Source organism: Streptococcus sp. V940 (assembly GCF_054353495.1).
The window spans coordinates 443,525-468,467 of sequence record NZ_JBTHHZ010000001.1 but is presented as its reverse complement, the minus strand read 5'-3'; the positions used below and the strand labels follow the sequence as shown (position 1 = coordinate 468,467).

General features: G+C 38.8%; 24 protein-coding genes and 1 tRNA gene. 9 read left to right on the top strand and 16 right to left on the bottom strand.

What is annotated here, in order from left to right; genetic code table 11:
• The first annotated feature begins 60 nt into the window (after positions 1-60).
• The gene (rsmG, locus tag ACXYSM_RS02450; protein ID WP_458634232.1) at positions 61-774 is read left to right on the top strand and encodes a 16S rRNA (guanine(527)-N(7))-methyltransferase RsmG; all 714 of its coding nucleotides are present in this window, start codon (positions 61-63) and stop codon (positions 772-774) included.
• 312 nt (positions 775-1,086) lie between these two features.
• On the top strand, positions 1,087-2,370 hold the full coding sequence (locus ACXYSM_RS02445; protein WP_458634231.1) for a uracil-xanthine permease family protein: 1,284 nt from the start codon (positions 1,087-1,089) through the stop codon (positions 2,368-2,370).
• Between the two features lie 43 nt (positions 2,371-2,413).
• On the opposite strand, the gene ACXYSM_RS02440 is transcribed toward ACXYSM_RS02445, so the two are convergent.
• The 6 genes from ACXYSM_RS02440 to ACXYSM_RS02415 all read right to left on the bottom strand — a co-directional run bounded on the left by ACXYSM_RS02440 (position 2,414) and on the right by ACXYSM_RS02415 (position 9,066).
• Positions 2,414-3,172, bottom strand: a complete 759-nt coding sequence (locus tag ACXYSM_RS02440) for a CPBP family intramembrane glutamic endopeptidase (protein ID WP_458634230.1) — start codon at positions 3,170-3,172, stop codon at positions 2,414-2,416.
• A 113-nt stretch (positions 3,173-3,285) separates the two neighbouring features.
• Positions 3,286-4,197, bottom strand: coding sequence for a DMT family transporter (locus tag ACXYSM_RS02435; protein ID WP_458634229.1), 912 nt, complete (start codon positions 4,195-4,197; stop codon positions 3,286-3,288).
• A 9-nt stretch (positions 4,198-4,206) separates the two neighbouring features.
• A complete protein-coding gene (locus ACXYSM_RS02430; RefSeq protein WP_458634228.1) occupies positions 4,207-5,139 on the bottom strand; it encodes a serine hydrolase domain-containing protein in 933 nt (310 codons plus the stop codon).
• A complete protein-coding gene (locus tag ACXYSM_RS02425) occupies positions 5,136-5,861 on the bottom strand; it encodes a CppA N-terminal domain-containing protein (protein WP_458634227.1) in 726 nt (241 codons plus the stop codon). The genes ACXYSM_RS02430 and ACXYSM_RS02425 overlap by 4 nt, the downstream gene beginning before the upstream one ends.
• 148 nt (positions 5,862-6,009) lie before the next feature.
• A complete protein-coding gene (locus ACXYSM_RS02420; protein WP_458634226.1) occupies positions 6,010-6,828 on the bottom strand; it encodes an endonuclease/exonuclease/phosphatase family protein in 819 nt (272 codons plus the stop codon).
• 51 nt (positions 6,829-6,879) lie between these two features.
• Positions 6,880-9,066: a PTS transporter subunit IIBC gene (locus ACXYSM_RS02415; protein ID WP_458634225.1), complete on the bottom strand. Its 2,187-nt coding sequence runs from the start codon at positions 9,064-9,066 to the stop codon at positions 6,880-6,882.
• Positions 9,067-9,258: 192 nt separating this feature from the next.
• On the opposite strand from ACXYSM_RS02415, the gene ACXYSM_RS02410 reads away from it, so the two are divergent.
• From ACXYSM_RS02410 to ACXYSM_RS02390, 5 genes are read left to right on the top strand one after another with little or no spacing between them, the layout of a single operon-like run.
• Positions 9,259-10,206 (top strand): TIGR01212 family radical SAM protein, encoded by a 948-nt coding sequence (locus ACXYSM_RS02410; RefSeq protein WP_458634224.1) that lies wholly within the window; start codon positions 9,259-9,261, stop codon positions 10,204-10,206.
• Positions 10,190-10,747 (top strand): tRNA (mnm(5)s(2)U34)-methyltransferase, encoded by a 558-nt coding sequence (locus tag ACXYSM_RS02405; protein ID WP_458634223.1) that lies wholly within the window; start codon positions 10,190-10,192, stop codon positions 10,745-10,747. The genes ACXYSM_RS02410 and ACXYSM_RS02405 overlap by 17 nt, the downstream gene beginning before the upstream one ends.
• Positions 10,740-10,994 carry a hypothetical protein gene (locus ACXYSM_RS02400; RefSeq protein ID WP_458634222.1) on the top strand — a complete coding sequence of 85 codons (255 nt, stop codon included), beginning with the start codon at positions 10,740-10,742 and terminating at the stop codon, positions 10,992-10,994. Before ACXYSM_RS02405 ends, ACXYSM_RS02400 begins: the two co-directional genes overlap by 8 nt.
• An 11-nt stretch (positions 10,995-11,005) precedes the next feature.
• Positions 11,006-13,060: a cation:proton antiporter gene (locus ACXYSM_RS02395; protein WP_458634221.1), complete on the top strand. Its 2,055-nt coding sequence runs from the start codon at positions 11,006-11,008 to the stop codon at positions 13,058-13,060.
• Positions 13,061-13,100: 40 nt separating this feature from the next.
• Complete coding sequence (locus ACXYSM_RS02390; RefSeq protein WP_458634220.1) at positions 13,101-13,964, top strand: YihY/virulence factor BrkB family protein; 864 nt, start codon at positions 13,101-13,103, stop codon at positions 13,962-13,964.
• A gap of 173 nt (positions 13,965-14,137) precedes the next feature.
• Here the strand turns inward: ACXYSM_RS02390 and ACXYSM_RS02385 are convergent, their stop codons facing one another.
• Positions 14,138-15,079: an ATP-grasp domain-containing protein gene (locus ACXYSM_RS02385; RefSeq protein ID WP_458634219.1), complete on the bottom strand. Its 942-nt coding sequence runs from the start codon at positions 15,077-15,079 to the stop codon at positions 14,138-14,140.
• Between the two features lie 14 nt (positions 15,080-15,093).
• Positions 15,094-16,344 (bottom strand): dicarboxylate/amino acid:cation symporter, encoded by a 1,251-nt coding sequence (locus ACXYSM_RS02380; RefSeq protein WP_458634218.1) that lies wholly within the window; start codon positions 16,342-16,344, stop codon positions 15,094-15,096.
• 245 nt (positions 16,345-16,589) lie between these two features.
• Between ACXYSM_RS02380 and ACXYSM_RS02375 the strand changes: the two genes are divergently transcribed.
• Positions 16,590-16,949: a DUF3397 domain-containing protein gene (locus tag ACXYSM_RS02375; protein WP_458634694.1), complete on the top strand. Its 360-nt coding sequence runs from the start codon at positions 16,590-16,592 to the stop codon at positions 16,947-16,949.
• A gap of 109 nt (positions 16,950-17,058) precedes the next feature.
• Positions 17,059-18,738, top strand: a complete 1,680-nt coding sequence (locus ACXYSM_RS02370) for an N-acetylmuramoyl-L-alanine amidase (protein WP_458634217.1) — start codon at positions 17,059-17,061, stop codon at positions 18,736-18,738.
• A 34-nt stretch (positions 18,739-18,772) separates the two neighbouring features.
• On the opposite strand, the gene ACXYSM_RS02365 is transcribed toward ACXYSM_RS02370, so the two are convergent.
• The 8 genes from ACXYSM_RS02365 to ACXYSM_RS02330 all read right to left on the bottom strand — a co-directional run bounded on the left by ACXYSM_RS02365 (position 18,773) and on the right by ACXYSM_RS02330 (position 24,891).
• A complete protein-coding gene (locus ACXYSM_RS02365; RefSeq protein ID WP_458634216.1) occupies positions 18,773-19,087 on the bottom strand; it encodes a hypothetical protein in 315 nt (104 codons plus the stop codon).
• Between the two features lie 175 nt (positions 19,088-19,262).
• Positions 19,263-19,335 (bottom strand) — tRNA-Thr (locus ACXYSM_RS02360).
• 99 nt (positions 19,336-19,434) lie between these two features.
• Positions 19,435-20,220, bottom strand: a complete 786-nt coding sequence (locus ACXYSM_RS02355; RefSeq protein WP_458634215.1) for an ABC transporter permease — start codon at positions 20,218-20,220, stop codon at positions 19,435-19,437.
• 1 nt (position 20,221) lies between these two features.
• Positions 20,222-21,040 carry an ABC transporter permease gene (locus ACXYSM_RS02350; protein ID WP_458634214.1) on the bottom strand — a complete coding sequence of 273 codons (819 nt, stop codon included), beginning with the start codon at positions 21,038-21,040 and terminating at the stop codon, positions 20,222-20,224.
• A 1-nt stretch (position 21,041) separates the two neighbouring features.
• Positions 21,042-22,034 carry an ABC transporter ATP-binding protein gene (locus ACXYSM_RS02345; protein WP_458634213.1) on the bottom strand — a complete coding sequence of 331 codons (993 nt, stop codon included), beginning with the start codon at positions 22,032-22,034 and terminating at the stop codon, positions 21,042-21,044.
• Between the two features lie 315 nt (positions 22,035-22,349).
• Positions 22,350-22,895, bottom strand: a complete 546-nt coding sequence (locus tag ACXYSM_RS02340) for a histidine phosphatase family protein (RefSeq protein WP_458634212.1) — start codon at positions 22,893-22,895, stop codon at positions 22,350-22,352.
• 51 nt (positions 22,896-22,946) lie between these two features.
• Positions 22,947-23,879 carry an alpha/beta fold hydrolase gene (locus ACXYSM_RS02335; protein ID WP_458634211.1) on the bottom strand — a complete coding sequence of 311 codons (933 nt, stop codon included), beginning with the start codon at positions 23,877-23,879 and terminating at the stop codon, positions 22,947-22,949.
• A gap of 130 nt (positions 23,880-24,009) precedes the next feature.
• Entirely contained in the window at positions 24,010-24,891 is an 882-nt protein-coding gene (locus tag ACXYSM_RS02330) for a class II fructose-bisphosphate aldolase (RefSeq protein ID WP_458634210.1), read from the bottom strand.
• Between the last annotated feature and the right edge of the window lie 52 nt (positions 24,892-24,943).

Genomic DNA, 24,943 nt, shown 5'->3' with positions numbered 1-24,943 from the left:
GTATATCAAATTTCCATGTTTTTGTGGTAAAATAAGATGATATACAAGAAGGACAGAACTATGAAACCAGAAACTTTTTACTCACTACTTGCTAAACAGAATATTAATCTTACTGACCAGCAAAAAGCACAATTTGAGCGCTATTTCGAACTCTTAGTCGAGTGGAACCAAAAAATCAACCTGACTGCCATTACTGAAAAGGAAGAGGTTTACCTTAAGCACTTTTATGATTCCATCGCTCCTATTCTACAAGGGTTGATAGAAAACCAAGAAATTAAGTTACTTGATATTGGCGCTGGTGCAGGATTCCCAAGTCTCCCTATGAAGATTCTCTACCCTCAGCTAGATGTGACCATCATTGATTCTCTGAACAAGCGCATTAACTTCCTTCAGCTTCTGGCTGAGGAGCTTGATTTAGAAGGGGTTCATTTCTACCATGGACGCGCCGAAGACTTTGCCCAAGACAAGAACTTCCGTGCCCAATTCGACATTGTGACAGCTCGTGCAGTTGCTCGCATGCAAGTTCTCTCAGAGTTAACCATTCCCTACCTTAAAGTTGGTGGAAAACTTTTAGCTCTTAAGGCCAGTAATGCTCCTGAGGAATTGACAGAAGCCAAAAATGCTCTCAACCTTCTCTTTAGTAAGGTTGAAGATAATATAAGCTACACACTTCCTAATGGAGACCCTCGCTACATCACCATTGTAGAAAAGAAAAAAGAAACTCCAAACAAATATCCACGTAAGGCCGGTATGCCAAATAAACGACCACTTTAGGATATTTTAAATAAATACTCACAAGATTATACCTCGCTTTTTTGTTTCTTGGCTCGGGAAAAAATGATTTACAAAATCAAACCTCGCTCTCTTATTTCTAGGCTCAGGAAAAATTCGTTTACAAAACGAATTTTTTCTGCTATACTATCCTAAGCAAAGGTTTTTAATGTCATCCCGTGAGGTGACGAAGACGCAGATATATATGAAATTCTTTAAATATTGGGATAACCATGTTTTAAAGATGTCTTACTCTGAGAGCCTATTGCTGTAAAATAATGGGCTCTTTTTTGATGCCCAAAAAGTGAGGTATTTATGAAACAAGAATCAACTGTTGATTTGTTACTCGACGTTGACCAACGTCCTTCTTTTGGTAAGGGAATTCTACTCAGCTTCCAGCACGTGTTTGCCATGTTTGGTGCTACCATCTTGGTGCCATTGATTTTGGGAATGCCTGTATCTGTTGCCCTGTTTGCATCAGGTGTCGGAACACTGATTTACATGGTATCTACTGGCTTTAAAGTTCCGGTCTATCTCGGTTCTTCTTTTGCCTTCATCACTGCAATGTCTCTTGCTATGAAGGAAATGGGTGGCGATGTTTCTGCCGCTCAAACAGGGGTTATCTTAACTGGTTTAATCTACGTTCTTGTTTCAACTAGCATCCGCTTTGCTGGTACAAAATGGATTGATAAACTTTTACCACCAATCGTTATCGGACCTATGATTATCGTAATTGGTCTTGGTCTTGCAGGTTCAGCTGTAACAAATGCTGGTCTTGTTGCTGATGGCAATTGGAAAAATGCTCTTGTAGCTGTGGTTACCTTCCTCATCGCTGCCTTTATCAATACAAAAGGAAAAGGATTCCTTCGTATCATTCCTTTCTTATTTGCCATTATCGGTGGATATATTTTTGCAGTCTTTCTTGGTCTAGTAGACTTCACACCTGTTCTTCAAGCTAACTGGTTCGAAATTCCAGGCTTCTACCTTCCATTTAGCACAGGTGGTTCCTTCAAAGAATACAACCTTTACTTTGGTCCAGAGACAATCGCAATATTACCAATCGCGATCGTAACAATCTCAGAACACATTGGAGACCACACGGTCTTGAGCCAAATCTGTGGCCGTCAATTCTTGAAAGATCCAGGTCTTCACCGTACCCTTCTTGGTGACGGTATTGCAACATCTGTATCTGCCTTCCTTGGTGGTCCTGCTAATACTACCTACGGTGAAAATACAGGGGTGATTGGTATGACTCGTATCGCTTCTGTCTCAGTTATCCGTAACGCAGCCTTTATCGCAATTGCCCTTAGCTTCCTTGGTAAATTCACTGCTTTGATTTCTACAATCCCTAGCGCCGTACTTGGTGGTATGTCAATCCTTCTTTATGGGGTTATCGCTAGCAACGGTTTGAAAGTTTTGATCAAAGAACGTGTTGACTTCGGACAAATGCGTAACCTTATCATTGCAAGTGCAATGTTGGTACTTGGACTTGGTGGAGCAATCCTTAAACTTGGTCCAGTTACACTTTCAGGTACTGCCCTATCAGCAATGACAGGTATCCTTTTGAACTTGATCTTGCCATACGAAAATAAAGACTAAAAGCATTCATAAAAAAATCCACTCAAATGAGTGGATTTTTTGCTTAAGTTCTCCAAGTAATCAAGAGGTACAAGAGACTTGAACCAAACATATCTGCAAGAGCGTGCATGAGAAAGAATGGCAGTAAATTCTTGACTACATACTTGTACAAGAAATAATAGAATAGTCCGTATACAAGACCAATAACCAAGGCCCAGAGTAATCCTTGGTAGGTATGGAAAGAAATCCGTATGATTACCGAGTATACTAGAACCAGCCACTGATGCTTTTCTTTTACTGAAGTCAGTAAACCCAAGAAGAAAAATTCTTCGTAAAAACCATTTAAAAGCGCATAGCCAATAGCCATTGGCGTTAAGGACATGAATTTTCTAATGATTTCCATTGGGTCTATAAAAGGAATCAACTGAGGATTAAAGTAATTGTACTCACCACTAAGGGTTGTTACAATATCACCAAAAATACCAACAGTAGCAAAGATAAGGGGAACCCAGATGAAAACAGACCAGGAAAAACGTATAGGAAGTTGTTTAAAATCATAATTTCGAATCAAGAGATAAAGGAAAGTAATCCCTAACATCATCAGTTGAAAAGTAAAATTACTAGAATAAGCTGCTCCATCACTTGCAACATTTGTTGTAGTTTCCGCAACACTAGCAAGAGTTGAAGGTGATAAACTCTCCATAAATTGTTGAGTAGAACGGATGATAAACTCTCCAAACATTAAAACAGTGATGATTAAGATGTCGAACCATTTTAAGTATCTTAAAGGTTTAGCAGGATGAATACTTTGTATAAAATTCATATTTCCTCCGTTTAGCTTATTTTTGTACCTTTATTATAAACTTTTAATCTTAAAATTAATTAAATTGATACTAGAGTATAAAAAAACAACCTCTTTATAAGGTTGTTCTGTTCTTAAATGGACTTGTGTTTCTTTTCTAGCATTAAATCCTTTAAAGAAATAATAGTCACAGCCAATAAAATCATTGCCATACCAAGAAAATCTACAGGATAAAAGATATCTCCCATAATTATGAAAGCAAAAAATACAGCAGAGATTGGTTCAATAGAGGCCAAGAGACTAGATTTGACTGGCCCAACCAGACTTGCCCCCTTAAGAAAAGCCGTGTAGGCAAAAACAGTCCCGATGAGAATAATTCCAGCAAATGCTAAGAAAATATCAAAAGACATAGGAATACTGGCGCCAATAATCCCAGCAAACGGCACTGCTACCAACCCAGAGATGGTCATACCGACACCAATGACCAGAATGCTCCCCCATTTTTGAATGAGTTTAATGGGTAAAATAATATAAAGAGCATAGGTTAAAGCAGAGAACAAGCCCCAAAAGAGACCTGCTGGTGTCATAGAGAGCTGATCCATTTGACCGTGAGTCGCAATTAAAAATGTTCCACCTATTGCTAAAATCATAGAAAGGATTTCGGCTATAGTAGGTGCTACCTTATCCTTTATACATGTGTAAGCCAAGATTCCAACAGGACAGACATACTGAAGCACTGTAGCTGTCCCTGCATTTGTCTCCTGAATAGCCGATAAATAAGCCAATTGATTCAGAAAGAGACCAAATAAAGAAAATAGTAAGAGAGAAAACAGACTTGATTTATCTTTTAGAAAAGCCAAAAATTGTTCCTTAGACTTTATATAGGACAAGAGAACTAAGAGCAAACCTGCAACAATTAAACGAATATTGGTTAGGACTAGAGCCGATATCCCATGAACCATTAGGTACTGACCACTGGTCCCAGACAAGCCCCAAGCAATACCAGCAATCATTGTAAAAAGAGTTCCTTTAAGAGCTTTTGACATACTTCCTCCCTAGTCTGCTTCACGAATTAGGTCCATGACCTGATTACGGTCTATGATCCACTGCGCACGCTCGTCTTTTTCGTAGGTTCTATTGGACAAGAAAATCGCAGCTTTCTGCTTCTTACGATTCCACATGATAAAGGTTCCAGTATAGCCTGTATGGTCTAGCCAATCACCTTCAAGGTTCCAGGCTAAGGAGCGTTCCTTATCACTCAAATCTGAAAAATTTTGACTTAATCCTGCAGCAAAATCATCCTGTAAATAATGCTCAAGGAAGATTTTTAAATCTTTTACGGTTGAAAACAAGCCTGCACTCCCAGCATGTTTGCCTAGTAAACGTGCCTTAGGATCATGCACCACTCCTACCTTCTGTCCCCGAACTGTAGGAACAGCACTGCAAACTGGTCCAAACTGAGTTTCCTTCATCTTCCATGGATCGAAAACTTGCTCTTGTAAAATCTGGTCTAAGTCTTTTTCAAAGTAGTTCTCTAAGAGAAAACCGAGCAAGAGAAAGTGCACATCCGAGTATAGAAAAGCCCTCTTCTCTTGTCGATTCAAATGAAACATAGCTTCTTTCAATTCTTCGGCATTCAACTGGTCTCTATTGATGATAAACGGGTCCAAGTCCGTAGAATGTGTGAGGAGTTGACGAATGGTAATATCTGGATAATCAGAGTCAGGTAATAATTCCGTCACTGACTTTTCTATATCTAATTCACCTTGATGCCATAAAAAAGTTAAGACAGTTCCAACTCCGACGACTTTGCTCACACTTGCCAAATCATAGACTAAACCTTGACAAGTCTGCTCTCCAATTTCTGGATCTGCTTCTCCGATGTACCATTCAGACCATTCACCATCCCGATAATACGCAAAAGAGGCACCAGGATAAATCCCTGCCTCAATTTGTTGCTTTATTTTTTGAATGATTTCTTGTTTCATACTTCTTCAAACCACAATTCGATATTGTTGGCATCCTTGGTTAGGAAAAACTTCTCAGACTTAGGAATAAAGTAACCTGCAGTTTCAAAACGTTGACAGAGACTAGCCAATTCAAGTTCTTTTACTTGGAATTTCAACATAGACAAATCCCAAGTTACATTATTTTCAACAAGCAAATCACTACCTTGAGCTTGTTTAAAAGTAAGGCTAGTTTCGATTTCCTCTTTTTCAAGCAGGCTTGTCGTTTCTTCAGGCAAGTTAATCTCTACTGAAATATCAAATGCTGACAAATATTGCACTTTCTCATCTTTTGGGAAAGTAACAGTTTCATCAAACTTTCTCAAATCTTTGATGTCATCTTCCGCATGGATTAGGACAAGATCTCCTTCTGGTGAAAGGATTTCAAAAGCATATCCCTTGTTTCCTTTATAGAGTTGAGGAAGTTTTTCCATTCTAGCTAGTAAGGCTTCAATCTCGGATGGATTCGCTACTTTTACAATCAATCTAGCTAATTTTTTGATCCCTTCAACCTTACGGCTTCTCATACTTGGCGATTCTTCTAAAACCAATTTTTCAATGCCTGACTGGTCTCCTAGTGATAAGAAAGCAGACTCTTCAAGCAAGGGTTTCATACCCAAGGTTTGGATATAAAACAATTCGTTTAATCTTCTATTATTTATCTTTAGCGTCGGGATCATACGCACAATTTGATTTACATTCATAAATTCCTCCAACACATTTTATTTTAAAGGATTTTATTTCATTTTACAAGTTATTCAACTAAAAACTTTAACTATATTAACCCCTTGAATAAGGAACCCCCCTCGCATAAACGAAGGGGGACTCGTTTTATTTTAGTAAAATTCTTTGTTAGTTCTTCCAAGAAAGTTCTGCTTGAAGACCATAGTGATCACTGACATGCGGTCTTGCTTGTCCATCAAAGACAACATGCAACTTTTCTACCTGGATATCCTTAGTCGTAAAGACATAATCAATTCGAAGCGGTTCTGTATTTCCCTTCCAACCATCAATTTCTGGAGGAACAGTGTAGCTTCCACTTCTCTCTTTTGCAACTTCATAGGCATCCTGTAAGCCTAGCGGACTAGTTAGGATAGCTTGATATCCTTCCTGACCTGCAGGGTTATTAAAATCTCCTGCTAGTAAGAGCGGTTTATTCAACTCTTTTAAAACTGCTTCAAATCGTGCCCACTCCTCTTGGAAACCTTTATCCCACCAAGAGAGATGTACACTCGCAACTGCAAGCTCTTTACCTTCTACTACTGTTTCTACTAGTGCAACTCGACGAGTGTGATAATCAGTTGGATCATCTACATCTGAAACTAAAATCTCACGCGCCTCAATCGGTGTTCTAGATAGAATAGCCACACCCTCATGATAACGGTCATAACCGATATGATTGTAGGCCCAAGTCCAATAATATTCCAGACCTTTTTCAGCTAGTTTTTCTACCAAAAGACGCACATAATGGTCTTGGTGAATAGGTTCTGCTGAAGGTAAAGGATGATATAGCGGACCTGCTTCTACTTGTGTTGAAGTGATTTCTTGGTTGATTTCTTGAAAACAAATCAAATCATAGCTATTTTCAAGTATATCTTGTAACAAGAGCTGAAATTTTTCTTCGGGATTTTTTTCCATCCAACTATGAGTATTGAGTGTTAAAAACTTCATACTTTTCTCCTATAAACAAGAGGTTGGAAATAGATTCCAACCCCTAATCGATTACAATTCTACTTTCGCAACTGCTGTGTTAGCTGCAAGAGAACCGGTTTGTTCCAATTTAACTGACTTGATTGCGTCTCCATTTGTAAAGACAACTACAGTTGTAGTTTCACGACCTGCTGCTTGAATAGCACCAAGGTCAGCTTTAACTAAGAGATCACCAGCAGCTACTGCTTGCCCTTCTGAAACCTTCACATCGAATGGTTTTCCTTCCAAGCTTACAGTATCAAGACCGATGTGAACAAGAACTTCAAGACCATCTGCAGTCACAAGCCCAAGAGCATGTTTAGTTGGGAAGATACTTGATACAGTACCTGAAACTGGAGATACAATGTTTCCATTTGATGGTTCCACTGCAAATCCATCACCCATCATTTTTTGTGAGAAGACAGGATCCTTAACTTGTTCCAATTCGATAACTTGACCATCAGCAACTGAGTAAACTTCTTCAGTCACCCCTTTGTATACAACAGCATCTTGTTGAGCTGCTGCCATTTGACTTGGAAGAGTTTCAGGAATCACTTCTCCAGAATCAAGAATATCTTGAATATCTGATTTCAAAACGTCAGCTTTAGGTCCGTAGATAGCTTGAACCCCTTGTCCTTTCATGACAAGTCCCATAGCTCCTTCTGCTTTCCATTGTTCTTCTGTTCCAACTTTTTCAGCATCTTTTACAGTAACGCGAAGACGAGTCATACATGCATCCACATCGACAATGTTCGCACGTCCACCAAGAAGGTTGATGATGTTAACTGCTTGAGAAGCTTCTGCAACTTTAGTTTCACCGGCAGCTGAAGATTCAGAAGAACCATCTGCATTTTCGTAGTTACCGTTACGTCCTGGAGTAGCGTAGTTGAATTTCTTAATCATGAAGTTAGCGATAAAGTACATGATAAATCCAAAGAGCACTGTCACCCAGATAAAGTTAACAATATCCATACCAATACCAGCGTTGATAGCTAGCGGAGTACGAGTCAAGAATTCGATTGAACCGAATGAGTGCACACGAAGGTTCACAATATCAGCCATTGCAAAGGCAGCACCTTGAACAAGAGCGTAAACAAGGTAAAGAGGTGTTGCGATGAACATGAACATGTACTCAATTGGTTCAGTTACCCCTGTCAAGAATGTTGCAAGAGCAGTTGCGATCATCATACCTTTGTATTGGTGTTTCTTATCTGGATCAACGTTACGGTAAATCGCAACGATGACACCCATCAAGATACCAAACGAACCAATCATTTGTCCAACTTTGAAACGAGCTGGATGTACTGTATCTAACAAGTGTTGGTATTGGGCTGCGTCAGTACCTTTAAGGTTTACAAGGTCTGTTACCCATGCAAGCCAAAGTGGATCTTGACCAAATACTTGCGTTCCTTTTGCTGCACCAGTCATCACATCATAAGTACCACCAAGAGCTGTGTAGTTCATTGGGATTGTCAACATATGGTGAAGTCCAAATGGCAAGAGCAAGCGTTCCAAAGTACCATACAGGAATGGTGCTAGGACTGGAGCTGTTTCTTGAGAGTTAGCGATCCAGATACCAAAGCTGTTAATACCTGTTTGAACAAGTGGCCAGAAAATTGAAAGCAAGATTGCCGCAATTACTGAACGTAGAATAACTACAAACGGTACAAAACGTTTTCCGTTAAAGAATGAAAGTGCATCAGGAAGCTTACGGAAATTGTAGTATTTGTTAAAGGCAGTCGCCCCAATAAAACCAGAAATAATCCCTACGAAGACACCCATGTTCAATGCTGGAGCTTCAAACACACTGATGAAGTAATCAGAAACTTTGATAGAGTTACCAAAGATTGTTGAAACCATAGCATTAGGATCTTTCAACATATCACCACTAACACTAAAGATAGCACCAGTGATACGGTTGATCAAGATAAAGGCAAGTCCTGCTGCAAAGGCACCACCTGCACGTTCTTTAGCCCAGCTTCCTCCGATAGCTAGAGCAAATAAAATGTGAAGGTTAACGATAACTCCCCAACCGATTTGCTCAAGAATTCCACCTGTAACAACAAGTGGCGCAAAGTTAGGATTAATCATTGCAAGCGTCTTACCGATTGAAATCATCAAACCAGCAGCCGGCATAACAGCGATAACCACCATTAGAGCCTTACCGAATTTTTGCCAAAACTCGAAAGACAAAACATTTTTGAATGTATCTTTCATCATTCAAATCTCCTTATTTTTATTTTAATGCAAACGATTTACGAAAACGTTTGCACCAATCACACCTCTATTATACCACTTTAATTTTTTTTGTAAAGGATTTATATAAGATTTTTTGATTTTAAAAATTTCTTACTTCTCTTCAATTGTTTACTAACTTTGAGTTTACTGGGGTTTTCTGATATAATATTAGCTATGAAATCCTATAATACCTTGAATGATTATTATCGAAATTTATTCGGAGAAAAAACTTTCAAAGTTCCTATCGATGCCGGATTTGATTGTCCAAATCGTGATGGTACAGTGGCTCATGGGGGCTGTACATTCTGTACGGTTTCTGGCTCTGGAGATGCTATCGTCGCTCCTGACGCACCAATCCGCGAGCAATTTTACAAGGAAATTGACTTTATGCACCGCAAATGGCCAGACGTTAGAAAATATCTGGTTTATTTCCAAAATTTTACCAATACACACGAAAAATTGGAAGTGATTCGCGAACGCTATGAACAGGCCATCAATGAACCTGGTGTCGTTGGCATTAATATCGGTACACGACCAGACTGTCTTCCTGATGAGACTATTGAATATTTGGCAGAACTCGCTGAACGAATGCACGTTACTGTAGAGTTAGGCTTACAAACCACATATGAAGCAACTTCTGACTTGATCAATCGTGCTCACTCCTATGAACTCTACGTGGAAACAGTCAAGCGCTTGAGAAAGTATCCAAAAATTGAGATTGTCGCCCATTTAATCAATGGCTTGCCAGGTGAAACTCATGAAATGATGGTGGAAAATGTTCGCCGTTGTGTGACTGACAATGATATTCAAGGGATTAAACTTCACCTACTTCATCTCATGACCAATACTCGGATGCAACGTGACTTTCATGAGGGTCGTTTGCAATTAATGAGCCAAGATGACTATGTCAAGGTCATCTGTGACCAACTAGAAATCATTCCCAAACATATCGTCATCCATAGGATTACAGGAGATGCACCTAGAGATATGTTGATTGGTCCTATGTGGAGTCTCAATAAATGGGAAGTTCTAAATAGCATTGAATCTGAAATGAGACGTCGAGGTAGTGTTCAAGGATGCAAGGCTGTAAAACAGGAGTTTATGAATGAAAAGACCACTTGAAATGGCGCATGATTTTCTTGCCCAAGTCATCACTCGAGAAGATATTGTCGTTGATGCGACCATGGGAAATGGTTATGATACCCTTTTTCTCGCTAGATTAGCTAAACAAGTCTATGCTTTTGACATACAGGAACAAGCTCTGGAAAAGACTAGTCAACGCCTACTAGAAGCTGGCTTGACCAATGTTGAGTTAATTCTACAAGGTCATGAAACAGTGGATCAGTTTGTAACAGAAGCTAAGGCAGGTATTTTTAATCTCGGTTATTTACCATCTGCTGATAAGTCTATCATTACTAAACCTCAAACAACCATCGAAGCACTTGAAAAACTCTGTCAGTTACTTGTCAAGGGAGGACGAATAGCCATCATGATTTATTACGGGCATGAAGGTGGAGATATAGAACGGGATGCAGTCCTAGATTATGTCAGTCAGTTACCGCAACAAGAATATACCGCTACTATCTATCGCACCCTCAACCAAATTAACAATCCACCATTTTTAGTTATGATTGAAAAATTAGAAAGGTATCGACATGGATAAACAATACCTAAAAGATAAAATCGAAGCTCTTCGTCACAACTTTGTCGAATCAACCCAACACGAACGTGCAGTTGGTGTTTTGGATGAAGCCCATATGAGCAAAAAAATGCTGAAAATCAAGAAGAAAATGATATCACTTGAAATGGAGCGTTCTCAGAAGAAAATCGAGCATAGGGACTGCTCAAAAATTGATCAAAAAATCCAAGAACAAAAGGAACTTTTTGAAAATTATCGTAAACAAAAATAGGGAGGTGGAAAATGAATTTACTTTTTTATCTCTTGGTATTTTTACTAGTTCTCATTGTTTCTAGTACAACCAACAAGCTGCTTCCTTTTTTACCCATGCCTCTGATTCAGATTTTGCTGGGAATTGGACTTGGCCTTTGTTTACCCAACAACCAATATCACTTAGATACTGAGTTATTTCTAGCTTTAGTCATTGGCCCACTACTCTTTCGCGAGGCTCAAGAAGCAGACATTACTTCTATCCTAAAACACTGGCGGATTGTCCTCTACTTGATTTTCCCAGTTATCTTTATCTCAGCGCTGAGCATGGGAGGAGTCGCTCATGTCCTTTGGGCTAGCCTTCCATTAGCCGCCTGCGTAGCAGTTGGTGCCGCCTTAGGTCCTACTGACCTAGTCGCCTTCGCATCCCTTTCTCAACGCTTTTCCTTCCCAAAGCGGGTCTCTAATATCCTAAAAGGGGAAGGCCTTCTTAATGATGCTTCTGGACTCGTAGCTTTTCGGATGGCTCTCATCGCTTGGACAACAGGAACATTCTCCCTTACCCAAGCCGGAACTTCATTAGCCATTTCCATCGTTGGGGGATTTGCAGTCGGCTGTATAACAGCCTTAATCAATCGCTTCCTTCATACCTTTCTACTCAGCGTTCGTGCAACAGATATCGCAAGTGAGCTCTTGCTGGAACTAAGTTTACCTCTCTTGACTTTTTTCATAGCCGAAGAGATCCATGTTTCAGGCATCATCGCCGTTGTTGTTGCTGGGATTTTGAAAGCCAGTCGTTTCAAGAAAATAAATCTCCTTGAAGCACAAGTTGATACAGTTACTGAGTCTGTTTGGAATACTGTAACCTTTATGCTCAATGGTTCTGTCTTTGTCGTTCTTGGAATGGAACTGGAAATGATTGCAGAACCAATTCTCAAGAGTGCTTTCTACAACAAAGTGCTTCTCTTACTCAGTGTGTTCCTCTTGACCTTCCTGCTTTTTGCGATCCGATTTGTCATGATCTATGGATTTTACGCTTTTCGGATTAAGAAGCTTCATAAAAGTTTAGACAAGTATGTCAAAGACATGCTCCTCCTTACATTTTCTGGTGTCAAAGGAACTGTATCCATTGCCACTATTCTCTTGATACCGTCTGATTTAGAGCAGGAATACTCTCTCCTTCTCTTCCTCGTAGCTGGTGTCACCCTGGTCAGTTTCCTTACAGGATTACTCGTACTCCCGCACCTTTCTGAAGAGAAAGAACCCTCTAAGGATCAGCTCATGCACATCGCTATCTTAAACGATGTCGCCATGGAACTAGAGAAGGATTTAGAGCACACCAAAAACAAGGTTCCACTCTATGCAGCTATTGACAACTACCATGGTCGTATTGAAAATCTTATTCTTAGTCAAGAAAACAAAGAAATTCAGGAAGACTGGGAAGCTCTTAAACTCTTGATTCTTAGTATTGAAAGCGATGGTTTGGAGCAAGCCTATGAAGAAGGAAAGATTGGAGATCGTGCTTATCGTGTCTACCAACGCTATCTGAAAAACATGGAGAAAAATATTAAGCGAAACTTTGCTTCTCGACTAACCTACTACTTCCTTGTTTCCATACGCATTCTTCGTTTTCTACTTCATGAATTGCTCACATTTGGAAAAACATTGCGTTCATGGAAAGACAAGGAAAAACAAAGACTTCAGGCTATTGACTATGATCAGATTGCAGAACTCTATCTCGCCAACACTGAAATTATTATCGAAAGTTTAGAAAACCTCAAAGGGATTTATAAAAGTTCTCTAATCAGCTTTATGCAGGAATCTCGTCTTTGCGAAACCAGTCAGATTACTAGTGGAGCCTTTGTGGAACGGGTTATCAATCGTATCAAACCCAATAACATTGATGAAATGCTCAGAGGTTACTACCTTGAGCGTAAATGTATTTTTGAATACGAAGCACTAAAACTCATCTCAGCTCAGTATGCTAAAAAGCTTCGCCAAAATGTCAATAATTTAGAAACCTATTCCTTAAAAGAATCAGCTAATACCTTACCTTATGATATGATGGAATTAGTTCGAAGAAATTAAAATCTATACTAAACAAGAAAGAAACTTGGAGGATTGTAACATGAAAAAGTTGTGGAAACAGCTGATTGATAGACCCTTATTAAAAGCTTTTATGCACTACTATCAAGCCTCTGATAGTGAGTTAACCAGCGTTGCTGTTGCCTACTATTGGTTGATTTCAATCTTCCCCTTACTCATGATAGTGGTCAACATCTTACCCTACTTTCAAATTCCAATCTCCAACTTTCTATTAACAATCAAGGAATTTTTACCAGATACAATCTATGAAGTGGTTGCAAAAATTGCCAGAGAAGTTCTGACTCAACCATCGACAGGTTTACTAAGTTTTGCTATCTTATCAGCCCTCTGGACCTTTTCAAAATCCATGGATTTTCTTCAAAAAGCCTTTAATAAGGCTTATGGCGTGGCAAAAAACAGAGGCATCATCTCTCATCAACTGATGAGCCTCTTAGTCAGCTTTGGTCTTCAAATTCTCTTTGCTTTGGCCCTCTTCTTAAGTATGTTTGGTCATATGTTACTGAACTTTCTTAAAAGCCACTGGCAAGTTGAGCATTCAATATTGAGTTATCTTCAGGACTTTACGGGTCCACTCATCTATGCTCTCCTTTTTGCAATCTTGATCATGCTCTATTACTTCCTTCCCAATGTTAAAGTAACTCGTATTCGTTACATTCTACCAGGAAGTACTTTTGTAGTCTTAACCATCATCAGTTTATTAAATATCTTTTCAGCCTATTTCAATAATTATGTCAACTACTTAGTAGACGTCCGTTTTTTCAGTTCTATTATCGTAGTCGTCATGATGTTCTGGTTCATTCTGATTGCTAAGATATTGATTCTTGGTGCAGTGATTAATGCTAGTGTTCAAAGCTTGAAGGATCCAAACTTTATAGCAAATCATTAATTTTTTATCGATTCATACTCAATGAAAATCAAAGAGCAAACTAGGACGCAAGCCGCAGGCATTACTTGAGTACGGCAAGGCGAAGCTGACGTGGTTTGAAGAGATTTTCGAAGAGTATAAACAAATCAATCCCCCAGTCATTTGATACTGGGGGATTTTTTGAATTTCGTACTTTATTGTCCACTAGTGAGGGCTTGCAATTCTGTTTTTAGATACTGAGCCAAATGTTTGTGTGCAAAGATATTGGCATTTTTTTCTGCAGTAGGGTTGTAGTTGGTGTTGGTATTTACATCATAAACATAAATGTCTCCACTCTCTGACTGAACCCATTCAATAGCAGCAACTTCAATCTGAGCATTTTTGAGGAATTTTTCATAGGCCTCTCTTCGAGAATCTGGTAGAGGTTCTGTAATCTGGAATTTCTCAGACGTTTCCAGTTGTTCTGGTCTCTTGCCGATTTGACAACCATCTGCGGGACAAAGTTGGAAACCATCAGAAGAATCAATCGAAACAGTATAGAGGAACTTTTGATTGATAAACTCTGAACGACGGATACGTCCATCACTTGGTTTGATGTAGGCTTGTAACAAAGTAATCCCATCCACCGAAGGTTCAAAGAGAGGACTATTGACATAAGCTTCCAGTTCCTCTTCATTTTGGAAGAGTTGAACTCCTAATCCTTTTCCTGCTCGATTATGCTTGGTAATCAAAGGATAGATATTTAACTTTCTTGCTGCCTCAATGATATTTTCTTGACCCAAAACTGCAACTGTCGCAGGCGTTTCAATACCAGACTCGTTTAACTTCAAATATTGTTTGACTTTACTAATTTCAAGGTTGATAGCACCGGTACCATTCACAACTTTGCGTCCGTGGGCTTCTAACCAAGTAATCACTTGCTCTGTAAATTCTGGCGCATAACGATGTCCTCTTGTGTGAGAAGAGGCAGACATGCGATTGTAAAAGATACCTTGCGGCGGTGGGCTTTGCAAATCTAAAATCCCACTAGACAGATCCCATAGTTCATAAGGGACTTCTAATTCTTCCAACCACTCCACTAAATGTTGAGTCCATTCTAGATTCTCATGAATCACATAAACTTTTGCTTCACTCATTACTTATAAACTCCTTAAGAAAAGCTGACTGATAATTGGCTTTCCTTTTCTTCTTCTAAAATATATCCTTCTGTTTTTTCAATAACGCTGACTGTTAAGATTTGTCCCAAAACATTGATCATAGTACGACCAGCATTAACAAAGAAATCAACTGCAAAAATCAAGGCCACTCCTTCAACTGGCAAGCCCAATTGAGGTGCTGCAGCTAATAAAACTACAATAGCTCCTGATGGCACAGTTGCCGCAGTTTTTCCAATCAAGGTCAAGAGTAAAACAGTAAACAAGAGACTTGATAAAGAAAATTGAATACCATAGGCGTGGGCGATAAAGATTGTCGCTACTGAGAAATAAACCGCTGCTCCTTCTAAGTTAAAAGTATATCCTAAAGGAACAACTAAATCAATTGTATGCTCGTCATGCCCCTGTTTTTTCAAATCTTTAAGAAGTGATGGCAAGACAACACTAGAACTACCCGTAATAAAAGCCAAAGTCAAAAGACTCCAATTTTCACGAAAGGCTGATAAATACGGAACTTTAAAGAATACAGCAATCAAAGGAAAAATAAGGAGAACCAAAACAGCATAAGCCAGATAAGTTCCAATTACAAACTGACCAAGCCCAATCAATTTGTCAACACCAGTAGTAGCAACATCTTTAGCGATAAATCCAAAAATTCCAATCGGTGATAGTTTGATAATTACTGCAACAATCTTGTAAATGGCTTCAATCCAGATTTGGAAACCTTCGATAATCTTCTGAGATTTATCAGACTTAAGATTCCCAATTCCGTAACCAAGAAAGATGGCAAAAACGATAATTGGCAATAGAGCACCATCTGAAAGAGATTTAACGATATTTGATGGAATGAAACCAAGCAAAAATTCGCTGAATTTGACATTGTTAGCAATCCCATCAAGGTTTCCACCAAATTGACCTATATTCACTCCTTGACCAAATCCTAAATAGTAACTAGCAAATACAAACAAGAGGGTAATAGCAGTTGTGACTGCGAAAAAGTAAACCAAACTCTTGGTCAAGATTTTTCCAAAAGATTTTTTTCCGATAACTCCAGCTACTGCAACAACGATGGTTGGGAAGATTAGCGGAATGATAACCATATTGATCAATTTAATAAAGGCTTGACCTAAAAATTGATAAAAGCCTGCAAATTGTGGCCAGATAAGGGCAGCGATAACACCCAAGACCAAAGCCACCAATAATTGAATGCCTAGTGAGAGTTTTGACCATAAAGTAACTAATTTCATAAGAAACTCCTTTGTTTTATTTGCTACTCATTCTACTACTATTCTTCTCTCCTGACTAATATATATTTTTTATTGTCACCATAAAAAAGATTTATCATGAAGGTTCAAACTACTCCAACTTTACAAAGTAAATCACATTGATGTTTGATATAGTATAAAAAATCAGTTTCTAAACAAAAATTTTTAGAAAAACACTGTTAAATCAAGGAATATGCTTTTCTTTTATTCAAATTTTATGATACAATATTGTTATGATTTTAATGAAACTCGCTTCCGTCTTGCTTTTGGTACTAACCTTGGCTTTGGCTATTATCTTCAGTAGATTTTTTAAGTTAAAGAAAAAGGGGATTAACTTTGCAGATTTGGCTTTTCCTTTTCTGATTTTTGAATACTATTTAATCAGTGCAAAGGTTTTTACCCATAATCAACTTCCCATTTTGGGGGCAGCCCTATCTTTGCTAGCCATTATTCTAACTTTTTACTTCCTGAGCAAAAAACGCAGCTTTTATTATCCAAAATTCCTTAAATTCTTTTGGAGAGCTGGTTTTCTACTCACATTGCTCATATACATCGTTATGATTGTTCAAATCTTCATGATGAAATAAAAATAAATCATGCCAGCACCTCAACAGTTGGCGACTAGTTCTTCCACATGAGGTGCTTTTCTAATGACATTTAAAAAAGAGATTATTAATAAAATAGGAGATCAAATAAGTGAAAAAAACGCTCTTGGCAAGTGCCATCACGCTTACTTTTCTAGGATTTGCAACAAATTCAGCTTTTGCTGAAGAAAAACACCTACAGACTACTTCAGCAGAAAAGACACAAGAAACTACAACTACAGAAAAAGAAAAAAAGAGCACCCCTTCAACCAAGGAAATTGCTCCTTCTACTGAAACAAGTTCAAGCCTCCCTACAACATCTACTACAACTACAAGTTCAGACAAGAAAGAAGAGACAAAAGCTCCAGAAGTCAAAAAGAATGGTTGGGTATTTGAAGAAAATATCTGGCGCTTCTATGAAGCAAACAAACCTGCTCTAAACTGGAAAAAAATTCACGGCAAATGGTACTATTTCGATAAAAATGGAATCATGCTTGATAATACTATTTTCAATGGATACATTCTAACTTCTAGCGGTGCTATGGTCGATAGTGGCTGGGGTAAAGTCAAAGATAAATGGTATTATGCAAAGCCATCTGGTAAAATCTCTCAGCAAAAATGGGAAAAAGTTGGTGGTGTATGGTACTACTTTGATAAAGACGGTATCATGCTCAGCAACACAATTTTCAATGGATATCTCTTTTCTAACAGTGGTGCTATGGCTGAAAATTCTTGGGTAAAACATGGTGGAAAATCATATTATGCCCTCTCTTCTGGTAAAGCTGCACAACAAAAATGGGAAAAAATTGGTGGTGCATGGTACTACTTTAACAAAGATGCCAGCATGACAAATAACCAATGGCAAGGGAACTACTACCTAAAAGCTAATGGTGTTATGGCTGAAAAAGAATGGATTTTCGATAAAGGCTATAACAGCTGGTTCTACTTGAAATCTAGTGGTACTTATGCTGCGCGTGAATGGATTGGCTCATACTACCTCAAGTCAGGTGGTTACATGGCTAAGAGTGAATGGATTGACGACAGTTACTACAATGCCCGTTACTATGTGGATGAAAATGGTATCTATGTCACAGGAACTCGCAAAATCGACGGAAAAGCACAGCAATTTCAAAGTAATGGGAAATGGATTGGCGAAATTCCTGTAAGTCGTGGATTTGAAAAAGGAAAATACACGAAGACTGTTTTCTTAGATCCAGGACACGGTGGTAGAGATCCTGGTGCTGTATACTATAACACGAATGAAAAAGACCTCACTATGCAAGTATACAAGAAACTTCGCAAGGAACTCGAGGGGCTTGGTTATACCGTTCTTTCTTCGAGAGATAGTGATGTCTATGTCGACTTTATCACTGAGCGTTCAAAAATGGTGAATAGTACAAACTCAGATATTTTCATTAGTATCCACTTCAATGCTAGTGGCAACCCTGCTTCTAACCGATCTGGTATCCAAACTTATTCTTACGAAGAAGATTCGGGCTATCGCGCTAAGATCAATCCTTACTGGCATAACCATCCTGATCGTATCAGTGAAAGTAATCGCCTTGCTGCTGATATCCACTCTTCACTCCTAGCTGAAACTGGTGCTAAGGATGCAGGTCTCCTCCAAAGTAGCTTTGCTGTCCTTCGAGAAACTGATAAACCAGCAGTTCTATTAGAGCTTGGTTACATTGACAATTTCAACGAAAACCAACAAATTCGTAGCGATGCTTACCAAAATAGATTGGTGGCTGGTATTGTCAAAGGAATTCAAAAATATTACGCAGGCAAATAAAGCAAAAACCTCGAGAAATCTCGAGGCTTTTTTATTATGCTTCTTTCTTATTAGCGTCAGGAAAGAGAAATCCAATTCCCACGCAAGCTAGCACTCCTGCACCGATAACCAAACCACTTGAAAGTGGCAAGATGTCAAAAATAGCATTTGCAATGATAAAGGCAATAATCAAGCTCATGAGACTAGCCTTATAATCTTTTTTAACCAAATTCTCAAGAGTAAAGAATAAGAAAAGACCTACTGGAAAAAGTGCCCAGATGTTAACATCCAAACTTGGCCATCCAACTAAACCAAAATACAAGACTGCTACTGCAAGGACTAAAAATCCGATACCTACTACTTTTTTCATGATATAACCTCATTTTCTATTTTGTTAGGAAGTTTTATCTCCCTTTGACAATTACTACTATAACAGAAATAAAAAACACAAACAATAGGTTTTGCCTATGTGGTAGACATGGCAGACTATGTGGTCAGAAAACGGATAGAAAGAGAAAAGAAGTCCGATTGGACTTCTTTCACACTGCCGATTGCAGGGATCGAACCTGTGACCTTCGCGTTACGAGTGCGGTGCTCTACCAACTGAGCTAAATCGGCGTTTACCCTTATAGTATAGCACTATCAGGAAGGATGTCAAGAAATTTTCATCACCAATAAAAAAGCCTGTCCTAAGACAAGGCTTTGAGATTCTTGCTCTTAGGATCCAGCACTTTCGTAAGCATCCAAACCCCTATCCCAGAGTTTGAGGGAAATAACAAAGAAGACAAGTGAAATCAGAATCAAACCACCGATATTAAATAAGACATCCTTGCCCTGCAAGAAATAGCTAGCTGGATAATAAGCCGTAAAGGCAAAAGGCACGATAAAGCTAATCAACCAACGAAGGAGCGAATTGTAAATAGAAATAGGATACTTGGCAAAATCATTGAACATATAGAAAATGTATATCATGGCGCCTGACTGCTTGGTCCAAAAAGCGATGCTAGCTGTCGCAATTTTCAAGGAAGTATAAATTAAGGTCGCAAAAGGAATACAAACTAGAAAAATCAGGAATTTTGGAAGAGTCCAAGCTATGCTAGTCGCCGTTGTTGCCAGTAAGATTCCACCAACCAAGAGTTCGCCCAAGGCATCAATCTGGAAGGTCTCAACGAGGATGTGAAAGAGAGGATTGATAGGACGAGTCAGATATTTATCAAACTCCCCTTTTCGGACTAGGCGTTGACCTAAAGCCCAGAGATTGTCAAAAAAGAGATGATCTAATCCCTTTGGAATTAAAGAAAAACCATAGATAAAGGCTATCTCTTGAAAAGTCCATCCTTCTAGGGATGGAATGTGTTGAAAGATGACATTGAGAAACAAGAGGTTCAGACCTTGAGTCAGAAAGACTCCCAAGACACCAACCACAAAATCCACCTTGTATTCCATGATTTGCTTGATGTATTGCCTGATAAAAATCAGATGCATGCGTTGATATTTTTTCATACTAACCTCCTTGAATGGTGATGAATGACTGGACTCGTTTCCAAATTAACTGAGACAAGCCCACCATCACTAACAGCCAGAAAAGCTGAAGCAAAAACGCTTGAAGAATCTGACTAGCATCGTATTTCCCAACGATAATCATGACAGGAGTATAAATCAAGGATGAAAATGGCAAGAAGGACAGAATATCTGAAACCACCTTCGGAAAGAAAGCCAAGGGAATTAAACTTCCAGACATAAAGGATACTAGTGAAGCCTTAAGTACTTGAGAACCCCATAAATTTTTAAACACAAAGGCTGTAAAACCAAAACAGATATTAAAGAAAAAGTTAATTAGATAAGCCAGAGTTAAGCTAAAGAGATAAAGAATCGTTAATCCCAGCGCTTCTACAATACCTTGCCCAGATAAGATTTTCATCAAAACAATGACACTTAAAAATGGCAGGCCAACAGAGATAAAAATCAACCACTTGGAACCAAGCTCAGTGAAAAGATACGAAGCCGCAAAATGCACCGGTCGCAACAAACGCATGATAATGGAACCTTCCTTGACCTCATCACCGATCATAAAGGAGCTATCTGACTCAGTTAATAAATTAGTCACAAAACTCATGATGATGTAGAGTGTGATATCTGCCATACTGAAGCCCTGAATCAAAGACTCCTGCGAGGAATCAAAGACAGCCTTCCAGAGATAAAATTCCACAAAAGCCCCCATGACATCACCAATCCGATAGAGAATAAAGTTGACTCGATAGGTAATCAACTCCTGAATCCCTGCATTGATAAAGGGTTTATACCGTCTCCACAATTTGACCATCTTAGAGCTCCTTTCGGTAGAAGCGACGGATAATATCCTCAATATCCGTATCTACCATCTTCAAATCGCGGATTTCAAAATCAGACAGGGTTTGTTTGATAATATCAGCTGATTGGTAGCGGGAACTATCAAACTCAATAGTCAGGTTATTTCCTTGTCTATCAATGGATATATCTGGAAGGCCTTCATAGTGAGAAAGGAGATGACTTTGACCTGGTAGCAGTTCAAAGGAGAGAGTCTTCATCTTGCCAAAGGTCTCCTTGAGCTGGCTAACCGTCCCATCAAAAATCTCCTGCCCTTTGTCAATCATAAAAATCCGATCACAGAGTTGCTCAATGTCGCTCAGATCGTGAGTGGTCAAGAGAATAGTAGTCTCTTCTTCTTGGTTAATCTGAGTAATAGCCCGACGAATGTTATCCTTGACCGAAACGTCCAAACCAATAGTTGGCTCATCTAAAAAGAGAACTTTGGGATTGTGAAGCAAGGAAGCCGCAATATCCGCCCGCATCCGTTGGCCTAGTGAAAGAGTCCGCACAGGATCCTTGATAAATTCCTTCAAATCCAAAACTTCATTCAAAAAGTCCATGCGTTTATGGAAAAGCGAGTCTGGCACATCGTAAATCTCCTTCAAGACCGTGTAAGTCTCTTGCAGTGCCAAATCCCACCATAGCTGGGTACGTTGTCCGAAAACGACCCCAATATCCTTGACATAATCTTGGCGATTATCCTGTGGAATCTTGCCGTTAATCCGACAAAAACCAGATGTCGGTTTTAAAATCCCTGTCAGCATTTTGATAGTGGTTGACTTCCCAGCACCATTTGCCCCTATAAATCCTAAAATCTGCCCTTTTGGAACTTCAAAAGTTAAATCCTTGACCGCTTCAAAGGTCTGCTTTTCAGGATGAATAAAGGAACGCAAAGCCCCCTTCAAGCCCGGTTCCTTAACAGTCTTCACAAAATTTTTCTGAAGATGTTGCACTTCTATCATTGCCATATTTATCTCCCTTTAATAAGAAGCAACATTGTATTTTTGACTACAAAAATTCTAAATCCTTACTTTCTACACCTTCTCAATATTATTACAGAAGGCTTTATACCAACCTATTATAATCTAATAAAAAAAGGAATGCAAGCGTTTGCTTATAGATTATGAAATTAGAGATTTCTCTCTTAAAATAATACTTTTGAATCAGAAATTCTGGTTTAATAGTTTCCTTAAGACACCAAAAAACCTGCCCCTAATGGCAGGTTACGAATTGTAAAAAGGCAAACTATTTTGATCCATATGAATCACTATTTAATCAAAGAACTAATCTTTCATAATTCTTTTCACAATCCCATTTCTATCAATTAGAAAACAATCTGGAAAGGTCATCTGCTCCCATTTTTCATAATCAAAACTGGAATCAAAGTGATGTAGTAGTATTCCTATCAAATTCCCGTGTGAACTAAGTAAAATCGTTTTTTCTGAGTATCTCTCTTCCAATTCCATTAAAAAATTTAGTACTCTAGCTAGTGCATCTTGATTTGATTCCCCTCCTGAAAGAGATTCACTGGGATTTTGCCATAAATATTTAATACTGTCTTCAAACTCCGAATCTTTTATAAAGGTTGAAGATAATTTTCGCTCTCGTAACCGATTATCAAGAACTATTTTATCAAATTGAATTGGCGAGCTATTAATCGTTTCAAATGCTCGTTTATAAGGACTAGAAAAATAATGATCAATATTAAAAGAATTCAAAAACTCTAACTGGTCAAGAGATGAAAATCCTTTTTCTGACAAAGTTCTATTAAAATCATCACTTGAAAATCTTGAATGAGCATGTCTAAGTAAAATATAAGTGTTCTTCATAAATTGTCACCCTTCAATTATTGTCATCAGTCTAAAATGATTTTTATCCCCTCAATTACTCTTTAAAAAATCTTCAATCTGAGAAACTATTTCATGACTTTGATAATGATAAAGTTCGTGTGGTACATCCATATAGATAACTTTCACATTAGACTGTTCTCTAGCAAACTTCTCTGCATAGCGCTGCCACTCGGATTGACTAAAACTTGTACCTTGACCGTTAGAAACTAGTAGCAAGGTAGGGATTTTTGGATTGATGCTAGAGGGAACTTTCTTAGCATTTTCCTTTACCATACGAGATTCATGAAGCATGGCTTGCGACATCAACTGCTTGTAAGCTAGGAGTTTATATTGTTGTCGTTCACTTTCGGTCAGAGTTGGATTTTTTATATAAAAAGACTCTGGGAAATAGCGTAACAAACCAATCTTGCTGCTCCAATAGGCCACGGTAAGCAAGGCCTGATTGACCTTTAAATTCTCATAACTTGACGGCAGTGCCCAATCCAGGCCAATCAAGGCTTTCACTTCATCAGGATATTTTTCCTGCCAAGCCAGACTCTCAAGACTAGCCATGGAATGAGATAGAATAATAAAAGGCCCCGTGACATTAGCCTGAGAAAGAGCTTGACGAGTCTCAGACAATACCTCCATCACGTTTCTTGAATGATTGCTATCATCACTATAACCATAGCCAGCTCGCTCCACGATGACTATCTTATATTTTTTCGATAAGGAATCCGACACATTCTTAAAGTCCAAGATTGGAGAGGCAATTCCAGCACCCGAGAGAACGACTATAGTTTCTGGACCATCCCCCTCAACGTACACATTCATTTCATGCCCATTAACGAGAACTCTTTGACCCATAGGGGTTAGGGAGGCTTGTTCCTTTTCTAGACTAATACAGTGAAAGATAAATGTAGCCACTAAAAACAAGATAAGGAAAGTAAGAATGACAAGGGCTGATTTTTTCAGTGTTTTCATAGCATTATTGTACAAAAATTAAACTCTTTTAGCAACTTAAGTTAAAGAATTTTCCAGTATAATCTGTATATATCCAGAAACCAAAAAACCCACCCTCAGGGCAGGTTTCTTATTATATGGTTAAGCTAGATTAAGCTTTACCTTCTGAACCGAATACGTCGATACGTTCTTCAACAGCTGCAGTAATTGCTTCGAAACCTGGTTTCAAGAATTTACGTGGGTCGAAGAGTTTCTTCTTGTCGTATTCTGCTTCGTTTGCATCGTATTCACGTACGAATTGACGAGTTGCATTTGCAAATGCGATTTGGCACTCAGTGTTAACGTTAACTTTCGCAACACCAAGTTTGATCGCTGCTTGAATTTGAACATCAGGGATACCTGAACCACCGTGCAATACGATTGGGAAGCCTGGAAGAGCTTCTGTCAATTTTTGCAAGTGTTCAAGGTCAAGACCTTCCCAGTTTGCTGGGTAAGGACCGTGGATGTTACCGATACCAGCTGCCAAGAAGTCGATACCAGTTGCAACCATTGCTTTAGCGTCTTCGATTGGAGCCAATTCACCTTTACCGATGATTCCGTCTTCTTCACCACCGATAGTACCAACTTCAGCTTCTACTGAGATACCTTTAGCGTGTGCTTTTTCAACAACTTCTTTAGCCAATTTAAGGTTTTCTTCAACTGGAAGGTGTGAACCGTCAAACATGATTGAAGTGTAACCAACTTCGATACACTCAAGTGCATCTTCGTAATGACCGTGGTCAAGGTGGATAGCTACTGGTACAGTGATACCCATTGATTCTACAAGGTTAGCGATCAAGTTGCGAGCAACTTTGTAACCACCCATGTATTTAGCAGCACCCATTGAAGTTTGGATCAAAACTGGAGCTTTTTTAGCTTCTGCTGCACGCAAGATAGCTTGAGTCCACTCAAGGTTGTTTGTGTTAAATCCACCAACTGCATAACCGTTGTCACGAGCTGCTTGGACAAATTTTTCTGCTGAAACGATTGCCATTTTATCAGGCCTCCTGTATATTTTTATGGGTCATCCCATTTACATTGTTCAT